A 12,675-nucleotide genomic window follows, 5' to 3' on the forward strand; every position below is an offset into this window, starting at 1 on the left:
GCGCTTCTCACAGGAATGCCTCGAAGCTGATCACGGAAATGCCGAGCTCGCCAAAACTGCGATGGGCCGCGGCGACGGAACCGTCGAGGTCGATGCCACGGCAGGCATCCTCGATCACCACGACTTCGAACCCGGCCTTGCGGGCGTCCTCTGCCGAAAAGCGGACGCAGAAGTCGAGCGCGAGCCCCGCGACGAAGACGGTCTTCAACTCGCGCTCGCGCAAGTACCCGAGCAGGCCCGTCGGGGTCCTGTGGTCGTTCTCGAACAGCGCCGAATAGGAATCGATGCCGCGGCGAAAACCCTTGCGCACGACCAGGCTCGCCCGGGTGACGTCCAGCCCGCCATGGAATTCGGCGCCCGCCGTGCCCTGCACACAATGCGTCGGCCAGAGCACCTGGGTGCCGTAGTCCAGCTCGATGGTCTGGAACGGCTGCTTGCCCGCATGGTTCGCCGCGAAGGAGACGTGGTCGCCCGGATGCCAGTCCTGGGTCAGCACCACGTTGGCGAATTTTTGGGCGATACGGTTGATGGCGGGCACGACTTTCTCGCCACCGGGCACGGCCAGCGCCCCGCCGGTGCAGAAATCGTTCTGGACGTCGATCACCAGCAGCACGTCGCGGTCGGAAATCTTCATCGCAAGGCCCCATTCCATCTGCCCGGCACGACCGGCGCTGGGCGCTCCCTCCAATGTCGATCTTCCGGCGCGGCTTCGCAACCACCGACTCCGTATGGCCATATCGCGCTGGCGGGCAAGGATCATCTCCAGGATGCAACGGTTTGGTCTTGTTCGTGTTGACTAGGCACAATCAAGCGAGGATTCTCAGACCGTCCGCAAACTGCGGATCGGATCAAGAGCGGAGGCAAAGGTTCCCGAAGGCCGGCAAGGCCGCGGCAACCAAATGGCTATGGGTATCGGCAAGACAGGAAAAATTCTTCTCGCCGATATCGGCGGCACCAATGCGCGCTTTGCGCTGAGCCAAAGCGGACCTGGCAACGGCGACCAGACCGGGCCGATCGACTATGTGAAGGTCGCCGGCTTCCCGACCGTCCGGGAAGCCATCGTCGACGTGCTGGCGCGCCGGGCCGGCGGCGAGCCACCCCAAAGAGCCGTGCTGGCCGTCGCGGGTCCCGTCACCAACAACCGCTGTGTCATGACCAACAGCCCCTGGGTCATCGACGGCAACGAGCTCCAGCCGACGCTCGGCTTCGACAGCGTCCATGTGCTCAACGATTTCGAGGTGGTCGCCTGGTCCCTGCCCGCCTTGCGGTCCGCCGATCTGATCCCGCTCGGCGGACAAGATGGCCTCCCCGGAGAACCCCTGCTGGTGGTCGGGCCCGGAACCGGTTTTGGCGTCTCCTGTCTGGTCGAGCGGCATGGGGCGCGGCTGGCCGTCGTCACCGAGGCGGGCCACGCCACCCTGCCGGCAGAGAACGAGCGCGAGGAGCGCGTGATCGCATGCCTGCGCCGGCGTTTCGGCCATGTCTCCATCGAGCGCGGCGCGCTGTCGGGCTCGGGCTTGCAAAGCCTCTACGAGGCGCTGGCGGAGATCGACGGCGCCCAGATGCCGCACCGCGACGCGGCCGCCATCACCAAGGCGGCCCTGGACGGCAGCTGCCCGGTCAGCCGTGCGACGCTGGAGATGTTTTGCGCCATCCTGGGCTCGGTCGCGGGCAACCTCGCGGTGACCTTCGGTGCCCGCGGCGGCGTCTATATCGCCGGCGGGATCGTGCCGCGATTCCCGGACTTCCTCGCAGCCTCGGCCTTCCGCGCACGCTTCGAAGCCAAGGGACGCTTCCAGGACTATTTGCGCAACATCCCGACCCGGCTGGTCACGAAGCCCGACGCCAGCTTCGTCGGGCTGAAGATGTTCGCCGACCACAATGTGGATTGAGGCGCGAGCGCCCAGCTGCGCGGTTCCGGTAATTCACAGGAGATTGCAACGCACGAACGGTTCCACGCAGGATCGTGCTTGCTCGTTTGTTCCCGATGAGAAACAATCCCCCTTGAGTGTGTGGCGTAGTTGCGGGGGCGTGACATGCGTAAGCAGGATCTGGGCTTCGACTATCACCGCTATCACCGTCTGCTGACCGAGGCGGATGACGAGGACAAACGGCTGGCGCTGATCGAGCTCTTGATCGAGGAAAAGGCGCGAGACCGGCTGGCCGCCCAGCGCGCCTCGGATCGCGCCGCGATGACGGCCCATACCATCGCCACGGTGCTGAGGAACGGTCGCAACTGAGACTTGCAATCCCGCGCCGGAACGGCTCGACTCCGCGAGTCGATTGCGATTTCGTTAACGATCCCTCGCAATCTCGCGTCAAACCTTTTGCTCTAAGAGTTCCCTCACCTGATGCAATTCAGGGGTCAACAAAGGGGGGAATGAACATGAGCATGATTTCGCTCGCCGCAATGCCGGCCGCCGTCGAAACGCGTTTCGCCGCTTCTTCGTTCAAGACCATCTTGCTGTTCTGCTGCACGGGCCTCGTCGCCTCGTTCGGCCTGATGGCGCGCGGCATCGACCTCACCGCCGGCCTGATCTGAGAACCCGAGGAATTCCTTCGTCGAATGGCCGCCCCCGACGGGCGGCCATTTTCGTTGGTGCTCTCAGCGCGGCGCTTTCGCCGTCGCCCGGCGCGGCGCCGTCGCCGTCGCCCAGTGCCTTCGCTCAGTGCGGCGCCTTCGCCGTTGCTTCCGGAAACATCGAATCGATCATTGCCTTGAGCTGATCGATCGAAATCGGCTTGCGCAGGATCGGCCTGCGGCGGAGCAACGACGGCAGCAGTTCCGGCCCGTAGCCGGTGGCGAACAGAAACGGCTTTCCGCGGCGCTCGATCAGGTCGGCGACGGGATCGACGTAGAGTCCCATGAGGTTGATGTCGAGGATGGCGAGATCGTATTGCGCGGTCATGGCAAAGGCACTCGCGTCCCGGACATTGTCCGCTTCCGCGACGACATGGTGGCCGAGCTCCTCCACCATGTCAGCCATCATCATCCGGATCAACGCCTCGTCTTCGACCAGGAAAACGGAGAGTCTGTCCGCCATATCAACCCCGCAGTCAGCTTGCGAAGCTAACCATACCCGAATTACGGAGAGGATTCACGAATTCGTGGCGGGTGCCGTTAATTCGGACGCCGGCGATCCGATTCAACTTGATTAATCCAACCCGCGCTCGTGGCTGAGGCGCACCATCTCCTGGATGAAGACCTGCCTCTGCTTGTCGTCGAGGCTCGAATAGAGCGGTTCGGCGGCATCGGCGACATTGCGCTGGTCGGCGGCCCGATCGATCAGGAACTGCGCCTCGTTGCGCATCTGCTCGATAATGTCGTCGGGCGGATCCCGCTTGGCGCGCGCAACCCGCAGGTTGAGCCGCTCTGCACCATTATGTCCAAGGTAGTGCATGGCGCTGGAGAACCCGTACCAGTGCTTCTCCTGATCAGGGGTGAGATTCAGCTCGGTCTTGATCCGCTCGATATAGGAATCGCTGTTGGCGACGATCTGCTCGGCGCTCTGCTGCGGCGCGCCGCTCTGGGTGAGGACCGTGACATCCTTGTTGTCCTGCGGCGCATTCTTGGCTTCCTTGCTCGCCTTGGCACCCTTGCCCGCCTTGGCGCTCTTGGCATCCTTGTCCTTGCCGGCGCCCTGCTGCTGCTTGGCGTCCTTGTTGGCGTCCTTGCTTGCGTCCTTGGCCGCCGGCGCCTGATTGCCATTGTTGCCGACACCGAGCACGCCGGTGAAAACGCCGACCACGCCGCCGATCGCACCGCCGAGCACGCCACCGACCGGACCCGCCGCCTTGTTCCCGGCTGCCGCCCCCTCCTGAACGCCTTTGACCAATCCTTGAGCGTTCGCGACTGCGGCTGCGCCGAGCAGCAGCGCGAGCACGGACCCCAGCGCGAGCCATCGTCGCAGGTAAAGCCGCGTTGGCGGCGCCGGGTTGATCATTCTCGTCTCCATCGTCGAACTGATTGGCCTGTCCGGGTGGAAGCCACCCGCCGGTTGCAACACTATCGTTTCCGCCGCTTCGAGGTCCAGACGCAGCCAATTGCTGTCCACGCCCGAAAAGTCTTTCGCGCGAAGCGGTTATGCAGGCTTATTCGAAACTGCGGCGTAATTGCGCACGGATCGTCCCAGGCCGGTTCGCGTTACGTGTGCGTCGCAAAAGGAGCAGCCGCGGCTCACCTCCGGCGCGTGGCACCAGAGGCGCTGCCGCGCTTTCGGGCACAACGTTAGTTCTAGACGATGGCCATTCGGGCTTTCTCGACAGACGCGATCAATCATGATCTGATCGCGCTACCAATTTGCCGCGCTTCGCGTGACTTGCGATCGAAGCTGACGGCACCAACGAGAAACGTTCGACAAGAATTCCAACAAGAAACGCCAACAAGAAAATCAGGAGCAAAACTCGGAAGAGTTTAAGAGGAAACGCTAGAACAATAAAACACCAAGCGAGGAAACGAGATGTCACGCAAGAAGCTCACGCGGCGACAATTTGTTGCCGCAACTGCCATGTCCTCCGCAGCCTTGATCACCGCGCCCTACGTGCGCGGCGCCTACGCCGCCGGCAAGCTCTCGATCGGCTTCTGGGACCACTGGGTACCCGGCGCCAACGACAGCTCCAGGGCTCTGGTCAACGAATGGGCCGCGAAGGAAAAGGTCGAAGTCTCGATCGACTACATCACCAGCAACAACAAGAAGATCGAGCTGACCGTTGCCGCCGAAGCGCAGGCCAAATCCGGTCATGACATTCTTCAGATGTACACCTGGTGGCCGCATGCTTATGCCGAGCAGCTAGAACCGGTGAATGACGTCGTGGAGCCGGCGATCAAGCAGAACGGTGAAGTGAACGGCACCGTGAAATATCTCGGACAGGCGGCCGGCAAATGGCTTGCCGTCCCCGCCACCCCTGGGAGCCAGATCAAGGGGCCCTGCACCCGCATTGATCTGATGAAGAAGTACGCGGGTATCGATATTCAGGAACTGTACCCCGCGGGCGCACCGCCGAAAGCGGACAGCTGGAACATGGAGACATTCCTCAAGGCCGCCGAAGCTTGTCAGAAAGGCGGCTTCGCCTTCGGCATCGGCCTCGGCGAAACCACCGACAGTGTCGACACGGCGGGTGCGATCTTCCAGTCGTTCGGCGCCGAACTCGTCAACGCCAAGGGCGAGCCCACGGTGAAGACCGATCAGGTCCGTCAGGCGCTCGAATATTACAAGAAGCTGATCGCCTTCCTGCCACCGGACGCACCATCCTGGGATGACGCCTCGAACAACAAATGGCTGATCTCCGGCCGGGGCGCCCTCATCATGAATCCGCCAAGCGCCTGGGCGGTGGCCAAGCGCGACGCACCGCAGGTCGCCGAACAATGCTGGACGCACGGCTTCCCGTCCGGCCCGAAAGGCCGCTTTGCGCCCTATCTGCCGTACTACTGGGGCCTCTGGAACTTCTCCAAGAACAAGGAAGCGGCCAAGAGCCTGCTCACCCATTTGTCGCAGGCGTCGTCGATCGAGAAGTTCGTCTCTGCCAGCGGTGGCTACGACCTGCCCGCCTATGCGAACATGACGATGTTGAAGACGTGGGCCGAGGTAGAGCCGCCGAAAGGAACGCTCTATCACTATCCCAACCCCCACAATCATCAGACGCTGTCGATTGCGGCCTCTCCTGCACCGCCAAAGATCGCCCAGCAGATCTACGCACAGGCGATCCTGACCAAGATGGCGCTCCGCTTTGCGCAGGGAGAGAAGATGGAGACCACGCTCGCCTGGGCCGAGGGCGAGTGCGAAGGCTTCATGCGAACCTGAACCAGGATGTGCAACGGCGGTTTACGCCTCCGGCGTGAGCCGCCAGCACAATCCGCCGTTCGATGTTGATCCGATGAAGCCGACCGCGCGGCCGGCTTCGCGAACAGACATTCTGCAAGGAAGGTTCGGTCATGGCCGATGTCGTCGTTCAGCACGCTCGCGCCGCTCGCACAACGAGCGCACGCAAGGGAGGGAGCCTGCACAATGCGTTGAAGCGGAAGTCGACAGTGGCGTTTTTCCTGACGCTGCCGCTGATCCTGCTGATCGCACTGTTCGTGCTCTACCCTGCACTGTTCTCGATTCACCTCGCGACGCTGAACAAGTCGATGCAGAAATTCGTCGGCTTCGGCAACTTCACCTTCTTGTTCAAGCGCGAGACGTTCTGGATGGTGGTGAAGCAGTCCTGCATTTTCGCGGTCAGCGCCGTGTTCTTCAAGGCGCTGATCGGCTTCATCGTCGCGCATTTCGTGCACAACATTCCGGCCAAGGGTCAGCGCAAATGGCGCGGCATGCTGCTGGTGCCCTGGGTGATCCCACCGGCGATGAGCACGCTGGCCTGGCTGTGGCTGTTCGACCCCTCCTACAGTGCGTTCAACTACACACTCTCCTTGTTCGGCATCGGCCCCATCAACTGGCTCGGCGATGCCGCGTGGGCGCGCTTTTCCGTCATTCTCGTCAACGTCTGGTACGGCGCACCGTTCTTCCTGATCATGTATCTAGCGGCGCTGAAATCGGTGCCGGACCAGCTCTACGAGGCCGCCGCGATCGACGGTGCCAACTGGTGGCAGAAGATCTGGTTCATCACCCTTCCGATGATGCGCAACATCATCGCCATCACCACCCTGTTCTCGCTGATCGTCACCTTCGCCAATTTCGACATCGTACGCATCCTGACCTCGGGCGGGCCGCTCGACCAGACCCAGATCTTCGCGACCTACGCGTTCCGGGTCGGCATCGAGAGTAACGACATTCCGCTCGGCGCCAGTGTCTCCCTGTTCATGGTCCCCATTCTCGCCGTCGCAGCGATCTTCATCCTGCGCGACGTCAACAAACGTGGGAACGAGTCGTGATGAGCACGCTTGCAATCGACAAGGGCGGTCCGCGGCGCAAGGTCAAATATGGCAGCATGAGCCGCGACCGCGCCTGGGCGCTGCGCTGGTCCTATTTCTTCCTGGTGCTGTTCGCGATCTTCTTTCTGACGCCGCCGCTCTACATGGTGATCACCTCGCTCAAGAGCAGCGCGGAGATCTCGGCGGCGACCAATCCCTGGTGGGTATTCCACCCAACGCTGGCGAACTATGTCGAACTCCTGACGTCGAACCAATTCCTGCGGTTCTTCTGGAATTCGTCTATCGTGTCCCTGGTGGTCGTGGTCGTCACGATGCTGATCAGCATACCTGCGGCCTTTGCGCTGGCGCGGATGAAGTTCTGGGGCTCGACGACGCTCGCCACCGGCGTATTCCTGACCTACCTGGTCCCGGACAGCCTCCTCTTCATCCCGCTGTTCAAGATGCTGGCGCTGGTCCAGGACATCACCGGCATCACGCTGCTGAACCGCTGGTACGTGCTGCTGTTCATCTATCCGACACTGACGGTGCCGTTCTGCACCTGGATCATGATCGGCTATTTCGCCTCGATCCCGAAGGAGCTCGATGAGGCTGCGATCATCGACGGCGCCTCCTGGCTCCAGACCCTGACGCGGATCTTCATCCCCGTCGCCCTGCCCGGCCTGATCGCCGCGACCATCTTCGCCTTCACGGTATCCTGGGCGCAGTTCCTCTATCCCCTGGTGTTCACGACGTCGATCGATCAGCTCGTGCTGCCGGTCGGCATCACCACCACGCTGATCAAGGGCGATGTCTTCAACTGGGGGCAGATCATGACCGGCGCACTGCTCGGCGCAGCGCCGCCGCTGATCATCTACGCCTTCCTGATGGACTACTACATTGCCGGCCTGACCGCCGGCGCGACAAAGGGTTGATGTCTCATGGCTGACGTTGCATTGCGGAAGGTTGTCAAACGTTACGACGATGTCGAAGCCGTGCGCGGCATCGACCTCGACATCGCCGACCATGAGTTCATCGTGCTGGTGGGGCCCTCGGGCTGCGGCAAGTCGACGACGCTACGCATGATCGCAGGTCTCGAGGACATCAGCGACGGCGACATCATGATCGGCGGCGACGTCGTCAACGACGTGCCGCCGAAGGACCGCGACATCGCGATGGTGTTCCAGAACTACGCGCTGTACCCGCACATGACGGTCGCCGAGAACATGTCGTTCGGGCTGCGCCTGAAGCACTATCCCAAGGCCGAGATCAAGGCGCGGGTGACGGAAGCCGCACGGCTCCTCGACATCACCGACCTGATCGACCGCAAGCCGAAGCAGCTCTCCGGCGGCCAGCGCCAGCGCGTCGCGATGGGGCGCGCCATCGTGCGCAATCCCAAGGTCTTCCTGTTCGACGAGCCGCTGTCCAACCTCGACGCCAAGCTGCGCGTGCAGATGCGCATCGAGATCAAGAAGGTGCACCAGAAGGTGCGCACCACGACGGTCTACGTCACCCACGACCAGGTCGAGGCGATGACGCTGGCCGACCGCGTGGTGGTGATGAACAAGGGGCGGATCGAGCAGATCGGCACGCCGAACGAGCTCTACCACAAGCCGGCGACACGCTTTGTCGCGGGCTTCATCGGCTCGCCGGCGATGAACTTCATCCCGTGCCGGCTGGAGGACGTCGGCGGCACGCTCCAGATCCGCCTCGCCGATCGCATCGCCTTTGCGCTGCCGGCGGCCCGCGCCGCGCGCTACAACGCGCTGCCGCGCACCGACAAACTGCTGCTCGGCCTCCGGCCCGAGCACCTCACCGAGGCGCATGCGCATCTGGGGCCGGGCGTCGAGACCTTCGACACCGTGCTCGACGTCACCGAGCCGATGGGGATGGAGACCCTGGTCTATTTCGGGCTCGAGGGCACGCCGGTCTGCGGCCGCGTCGATCCCAATGCCGGCGCCAAGGACGGGGCACCCATGCGTTTGGCGATGGACCTCAACAATATGCACCTGCTAAACGAAGACACCGGCAACGTGTTGTGACGCCGGCCTAAGAAACGCGAGCAGGCAGGGAGCGATGGCGACCAACAAGAAGAAGATTTTCGTTACACAAACTTTGTCGCAAGGGGCCCGCGCCCTCCTCACCCAGCGAGACGATATCGAGCTCGTCGAATTTGCGAACCTGATCTCGGCGAAGGATTTCGAGGCACTGTTGAAGAGCCATGCCCCGGTCCATGGCGTGGCGCTCGGCGCCACCGCCTTCGGCGAGACCGAGCTCGAGGCATCCCGGGACATGAAGGTCGTGACCCGCATCGGCGTCGGCTACGACGCGGTGGACGTGCCCGCCCTCTCCCGCCGCAAGGTGCCGCTGATGGTCGCGGGCAGCGCCAACTCGCCCTCGGTCGCCGAGCAGGCGCTTTTCATGATGCTGACGCTGGCAAAACGCGCGCAGGAGATGCATTCCTGCGTCAAGGACGGCAGATGGGCCGACCGGCTCGGCATGCTGCCGTTCGATCTCTACGGCAAGACCGTGCTGCTCATCGGCTTCGGCCGCATCGGCAGCCGCACCGCCAAGCGCTGCCTGGCGATGGAAATGAAGGTGCAGGTCTACGATCCCTACAAGCCCGCCGCCGAGATCAAGGCCGCTGGCTGCGAGCCCGTCGCCGATCTCGACGCCGCGTTGCCCCATGCCGACTTCGTCAGCATCCATTGTCCGAAGACGCCGGAAACGATCGGCCTGTTCGACGCGGCCCGGATCGGCCGGATGAAGCCGAAATCCTATCTCATCAACACCGCACGCGGCGGCATCGTGAAGGAAGCGGCGCTGTACGACGCACTCACGTCGGGAAAGCTCGCCGGCGCCGGCATCGATGTGTTCGAGGTGGAGCCGCCGCCGGTCAGCAATGCGCTGTTCGCGCTGCCCAACGTCATCATGGCCCCGCATGTCGCGGGTGTCACGGTCGAGTCGGTGAGCCGCATGAGCGAGCAGACCGCGCGCAACATCCTGAGTGTGCTGGACGGCGATCCCATCCGGCAGAACATCATCAATCAGGACGTGCTGGGCTGAGCAAACCGCAAGGCGGGCGGCCAAAGCGTGATGAATCGTCATCGCGCTTTGGATTATCGTTTGAGCATGATCTTTTCGGAAAAACCGCCGCGCACTTTTCCGGATCGTGCGTTAGTCCGCCCGCCTTCGGAACGCCAGAATGCGTCCCATTTTGGTGCAGATCGAGCCCCAACTCAGCCTTAATCAAACCCGCGTAATAAGCCGAGCCGCGGCGGCAGTGGGACAAACTTGCCGGCCGCGTCGAGCTGGAGGATGGACCCTTGTCAGAAATCGACCCGACCGACCACGCGCTGGCGACCATCGCCAGCATCCTGGAGAACCCCGAGCCCGTTCTCGTCGTCCGCGACGCCGAAACGGAAACGGCGGCTGGCGAGGAGGATTCGGTCGTCGACGAGCAGCCGGTTGCCGATGAGCATCCGGTGGTCGAGGAGCAGCCGCTGGTGCCGGAGCACACCGATGCCGACGGCTACAGCAAGGTCGGTCCTGGGCCGATGGTTGCGATCCGCCTCAAATGGACGGTCCATCGCGGCGATGACGACCAGTTCTACGTCCACGAGACCATCGGCGAGCAGTCCGCGCCCGTGGTCAGCGGCCCAATGACGAGCGAAGCCGCGGTGCATTTCGTCGACGCGCACGAGCACGAGGCACACCGACGCTTCGAAGAGCTGCGCAGCGAGATCGCCGGCCGCAGCTCGCTCGCCGAGTTCGAGCGCAAGGGCGAAGCCTAAGCGATCTAGCGCTCGCGCGGGCCGAGAAAATCCCGCTTCACGAGCTCGACGCCTGCGTGCCGCAACAGGTCGTAGGCCGTCGTGACGTGAAAGAAGAACTGCGGCACGCTGAACGTCAGCAGCAGCGTCCGCCCGGTGAAGGGCAGCTCGGCCCCGTTCTTCAGCCTGAAGAAGACATTCAGCTCCGCCGCCGCGTCGATCTCGGCCCGCGGCAGGCCCTCGATGAACTCAATTGACGTTGCGATACGCGCCTGAAGCCCGGCCATGTCGTGCTCCAGCGCCGGCAGCGCCACCGGCTCGCGCTGCGCCAGCAAGGCCGGAGCGACTGTGGCGTGACGGCAGGCCTCGCCGACCTGCTGCGCCAGATCGTACATATTCGGCGCCATCCGCATGCCGAGCAGGACCGCCGGGTTGAACTTGCGGGTCTCGGCGTAGGCCACGCCCTTGTCCAGCAGCGCGGACAGGTTGCGCAAGTACGGAACGAAGAGGCCGACCGAGGCCTCGTACATCGAGATCGTCACTTCAAAATTCCTCCCAATTCCGGCTCGCCAGCGACTGGCATCTGGTCTAAATCCACGTCCGAAGAGCTGCACAATGACAGCTCGGGCTTGGGTGGAGAAGAGATGACCGTTCGATTCCTGTCGGCTTTGGCTGTGGCGTTGCTGGTGAACCTTTCGGCCCATGCGCAGCAGCCGGCGCCCGCGCCCTCGCGCCTCGACGAGATCGTCAAGCGCGGCACACTGCGCGTCGGCATGACCGGCGACTACAAGCCCTTCACCTATCTGGACAAGGCCACGCAGCAGTTCAGCGGCTTCGACGTCGACATGGCGGAGGCACTCGGCAAGGCGCTCGGCGTCAAGGTCGAATTCGTGCCGACGGCCTGGCCGAAGCTGATGAAGGACTTCGAGGCCGACCAGTTCGACATCGCCATGGGCGGCGTCTCGGTGACGCTCGACCGGCAGAAGAAGGGCTTCTTCTCGATGCCGATCATGCGCGAGGGCAAGACCCCAATCGCGCGCTGCGCCGACGTCGGCAAGTACCAGACACTCCCTGATATCGACAAGAAGGGCACCCGCGTCATCGTCAATCCCGGCGGCACCAACGAGCGCTTTGCGCGTGCCAACATCAAGGACGCCGACATCACCGTCTTCCCCGACAATACCGAGATCTTCGACGAGATCGCCAAGGGCAATGCCGATTTGATGATGACCGACGCTTCCGAGACGCGCTACCAGCAGAAGCAGCATGCCGGCGTGCTCTGCGCAGTGCATCCGGAAAAACCGTTCGACTTCTCCGAGAAGGCCTATTGGCTCCAGCGCGACATGGCGCTGAAGGCCTTCGTCGACCAGTGGCTGCACATTTCCATGGAGGACGGCAGCTACAGGAAGATCTACGCCGCCTGGTTCGACTAGAGCGTTTTCGCGCGAAGCAGGTAGCGGTTCGCGGCAAGAAAACGCGTCAATACTGCAATCAAGAGACCCGTCCCGATTTCAGCGGAACGGGTCTCCAGATCGCGTCCTCCTGTCGCTGCTTCGGCCAAATTGTGGACGGGTTCCGGGCGCATTGAACCCGAACCTGCCGGAGCACGACTCATACGGATGAAAGTGATCTAGATCACTTTTTGCGATCGAACCGGCGCGTAAGCGTTGGTACGGGGACCAGCTGTTCAGGAGACGGAAATGAGGAAGCTGTTGGCCACGGCCGCATTCCTTTTGGCGAGCACCGCTGCGCAAGCGCAGTACACTTTCGAATATGGCGGCCGCACCATCCGCATCGACCCCGACCGGGGCACGGTGTCGATCCCCGGCGTCTACGACAACACCGGCCAGGGCAAGGCCAAGAAGGCCAAGAAGAACGAGACAAGTCCGGGCCAGCAGGCGCCGCAAGAGGCCAAGGCCGATCCGCAAGCCCCGGCTGCTCCTGTGCCGGCCCCTGCTCCCGTTGCAGCGCCGTCCGCAGCCACAGCGCCGGCGCCCGTTGCGCCGCCCCCACCGGCTCCGCCGCCGACCACCACCGCCAACACCGCGCCGGCCG

At 63.2% G+C, this 12,675-nt stretch carries 14 protein-coding genes and 1 pseudogene; 11 read left to right on the forward strand and 4 right to left on the reverse strand.

Features of this window, described 5'->3' with window-relative positions; all coding sequences use genetic code 11:
• Positions 1–7: 7 nt before the first annotated feature.
• Complete coding sequence (gene pncA, locus XI08_RS18405) at positions 8–652, reverse strand: bifunctional nicotinamidase/pyrazinamidase (protein WP_027542838.1); 645 nt, start codon at positions 650–652, stop codon at positions 8–10.
• A gap of 253 nt (positions 653–905) precedes the next feature.
• On the opposite strand from pncA, the gene glk reads away from it, so the two are divergent.
• From glk to XI08_RS18420, 3 genes are all read left to right on the forward strand, one after another.
• Positions 906–1,892: a glucokinase gene (gene glk / locus XI08_RS18410; RefSeq protein ID WP_271575480.1), complete on the forward strand. Its 987-nt coding sequence runs from the start codon at positions 906–908 to the stop codon at positions 1,890–1,892.
• A gap of 144 nt (positions 1,893–2,036) precedes the next feature.
• Positions 2,037–2,240, forward strand: coding sequence for a hypothetical protein (locus tag XI08_RS18415; RefSeq protein ID WP_135175386.1), 204 nt, complete (start codon positions 2,037–2,039; stop codon positions 2,238–2,240).
• Between the two features lie 146 nt (positions 2,241–2,386).
• Positions 2,387–2,542 carry a hypothetical protein gene (locus XI08_RS18420; RefSeq protein WP_177233960.1) on the forward strand — a complete coding sequence of 52 codons (156 nt, stop codon included), beginning with the start codon at positions 2,387–2,389 and terminating at the stop codon, positions 2,540–2,542.
• A gap of 124 nt (positions 2,543–2,666) precedes the next feature.
• On the opposite strand, the gene XI08_RS18425 is transcribed toward XI08_RS18420, so the two are convergent.
• Both XI08_RS18425 and XI08_RS18430 read right to left on the reverse strand, forming a co-directional pair.
• Positions 2,667–3,044: a response regulator gene (locus XI08_RS18425; protein WP_271575470.1), complete on the reverse strand. Its 378-nt coding sequence runs from the start codon at positions 3,042–3,044 to the stop codon at positions 2,667–2,669.
• A 111-nt stretch (positions 3,045–3,155) separates the two neighbouring features.
• Complete coding sequence (locus XI08_RS18430; protein WP_271575471.1) at positions 3,156–3,944, reverse strand: Spy/CpxP family protein refolding chaperone; 789 nt, start codon at positions 3,942–3,944, stop codon at positions 3,156–3,158.
• A gap of 516 nt (positions 3,945–4,460) precedes the next feature.
• Here XI08_RS18430 and XI08_RS18435 point away from each other — a divergent pair.
• From XI08_RS18435 to XI08_RS18460, 6 genes are all read left to right on the forward strand, one after another.
• On the forward strand, positions 4,461–5,801 hold the full coding sequence (locus XI08_RS18435) for an ABC transporter substrate-binding protein (RefSeq protein ID WP_027542843.1): 1,341 nt from the start codon (positions 4,461–4,463) through the stop codon (positions 5,799–5,801).
• A gap of 131 nt (positions 5,802–5,932) precedes the next feature.
• A complete protein-coding gene (locus XI08_RS18440) occupies positions 5,933–6,871 on the forward strand; it encodes a carbohydrate ABC transporter permease (RefSeq protein ID WP_027542844.1) in 939 nt (312 codons plus the stop codon).
• On the forward strand, positions 6,871–7,782 hold the full coding sequence (locus tag XI08_RS18445; protein WP_027542845.1) for a carbohydrate ABC transporter permease: 912 nt from the start codon (positions 6,871–6,873) through the stop codon (positions 7,780–7,782). The genes XI08_RS18440 and XI08_RS18445 overlap by 1 nt, the downstream gene beginning before the upstream one ends.
• 6 nt (positions 7,783–7,788) lie before the next feature.
• On the forward strand, positions 7,789–8,889 hold the full coding sequence (locus tag XI08_RS18450; RefSeq protein ID WP_271575472.1) for an ABC transporter ATP-binding protein: 1,101 nt from the start codon (positions 7,789–7,791) through the stop codon (positions 8,887–8,889).
• 34 nt (positions 8,890–8,923) lie between these two features.
• Entirely contained in the window at positions 8,924–9,913 is a 990-nt protein-coding gene (locus tag XI08_RS18455; RefSeq protein ID WP_271575473.1) for a hydroxyacid dehydrogenase, read from the forward strand.
• Positions 9,914–10,173: 260 nt separating this feature from the next.
• The gene (locus tag XI08_RS18460; protein WP_027542848.1) at positions 10,174–10,641 is read left to right on the forward strand and encodes a hypothetical protein; all 468 of its coding nucleotides are present in this window, start codon (positions 10,174–10,176) and stop codon (positions 10,639–10,641) included.
• 5 nt (positions 10,642–10,646) lie between these two features.
• Here the strand turns inward: XI08_RS18460 and XI08_RS18465 are convergent, their stop codons facing one another.
• A complete protein-coding gene (locus XI08_RS18465; RefSeq protein WP_271575481.1) occupies positions 10,647–11,150 on the reverse strand; it encodes a DUF1993 domain-containing protein in 504 nt (167 codons plus the stop codon).
• 114 nt (positions 11,151–11,264) lie between these two features.
• Between XI08_RS18465 and XI08_RS18470 the strand changes: the two genes are divergently transcribed.
• Positions 11,265–12,053, forward strand: a complete 789-nt coding sequence (locus XI08_RS18470; RefSeq protein WP_271575474.1) for a transporter substrate-binding domain-containing protein — start codon at positions 11,265–11,267, stop codon at positions 12,051–12,053.
• A gap of 267 nt (positions 12,054–12,320) precedes the next feature.
• Positions 12,321–12,675, forward strand: a pseudogene (locus tag XI08_RS18475) (DUF2147 domain-containing protein); the annotation flags it as partial.

The organism is Bradyrhizobium sp. CCBAU 11361 (assembly GCF_028128935.1).
Taxonomy (GTDB): Bacteria; Pseudomonadota; Alphaproteobacteria; order Rhizobiales; family Xanthobacteraceae; genus Bradyrhizobium; species Bradyrhizobium niftali.

Excerpts from the sequence above, each read along its gene's own strand:
- XI08_RS18425 (WP_271575470.1), bottom strand. The coding sequence starts at position 3,044 with ATGGCGGACAGACTCTCCGTTTTCCTGGTCGAAGACGAGGCGTTGATC.
- XI08_RS18420 (WP_177233960.1), top strand. The coding sequence starts at position 2,387 with ATGAGCATGATTTCGCTCGCCGCAATGCCGGCCGCCGTCGAAACGCGT.
- XI08_RS18440 (WP_027542844.1), top strand. The coding sequence starts at position 5,933 with ATGGCCGATGTCGTCGTTCAGCACGCTCGCGCCGCTCGCACAACGAGC.
- XI08_RS18465 (WP_271575481.1), bottom strand. The coding sequence starts at position 11,150 with ATGTACGAGGCCTCGGTCGGCCTCTTCGTTCCGTACTTGCGCAACCTG.
- XI08_RS18435 (WP_027542843.1), top strand. The coding sequence starts at position 4,461 with ATGTCACGCAAGAAGCTCACGCGGCGACAATTTGTTGCCGCAACTGCC.
- pncA (WP_027542838.1), bottom strand. The coding sequence starts at position 652 with ATGGAATGGGGCCTTGCGATGAAGATTTCCGACCGCGACGTGCTGCTG.
- XI08_RS18430 (WP_271575471.1), bottom strand. The coding sequence starts at position 3,944 with ATGATCAACCCGGCGCCGCCAACGCGGCTTTACCTGCGACGATGGCTC.
- glk (WP_271575480.1), top strand. The coding sequence starts at position 906 with ATGGGTATCGGCAAGACAGGAAAAATTCTTCTCGCCGATATCGGCGGC.
- XI08_RS18415 (WP_135175386.1), top strand. The coding sequence starts at position 2,037 with ATGCGTAAGCAGGATCTGGGCTTCGACTATCACCGCTATCACCGTCTG.
- XI08_RS18455 (WP_271575473.1), top strand. The coding sequence starts at position 8,924 with ATGGCGACCAACAAGAAGAAGATTTTCGTTACACAAACTTTGTCGCAA.
- XI08_RS18450 (WP_271575472.1), top strand. The coding sequence starts at position 7,789 with ATGGCTGACGTTGCATTGCGGAAGGTTGTCAAACGTTACGACGATGTC.
- XI08_RS18445 (WP_027542845.1), top strand. The coding sequence starts at position 6,871 with ATGAGCACGCTTGCAATCGACAAGGGCGGTCCGCGGCGCAAGGTCAAA.
- XI08_RS18470 (WP_271575474.1), top strand. The coding sequence starts at position 11,265 with ATGACCGTTCGATTCCTGTCGGCTTTGGCTGTGGCGTTGCTGGTGAAC.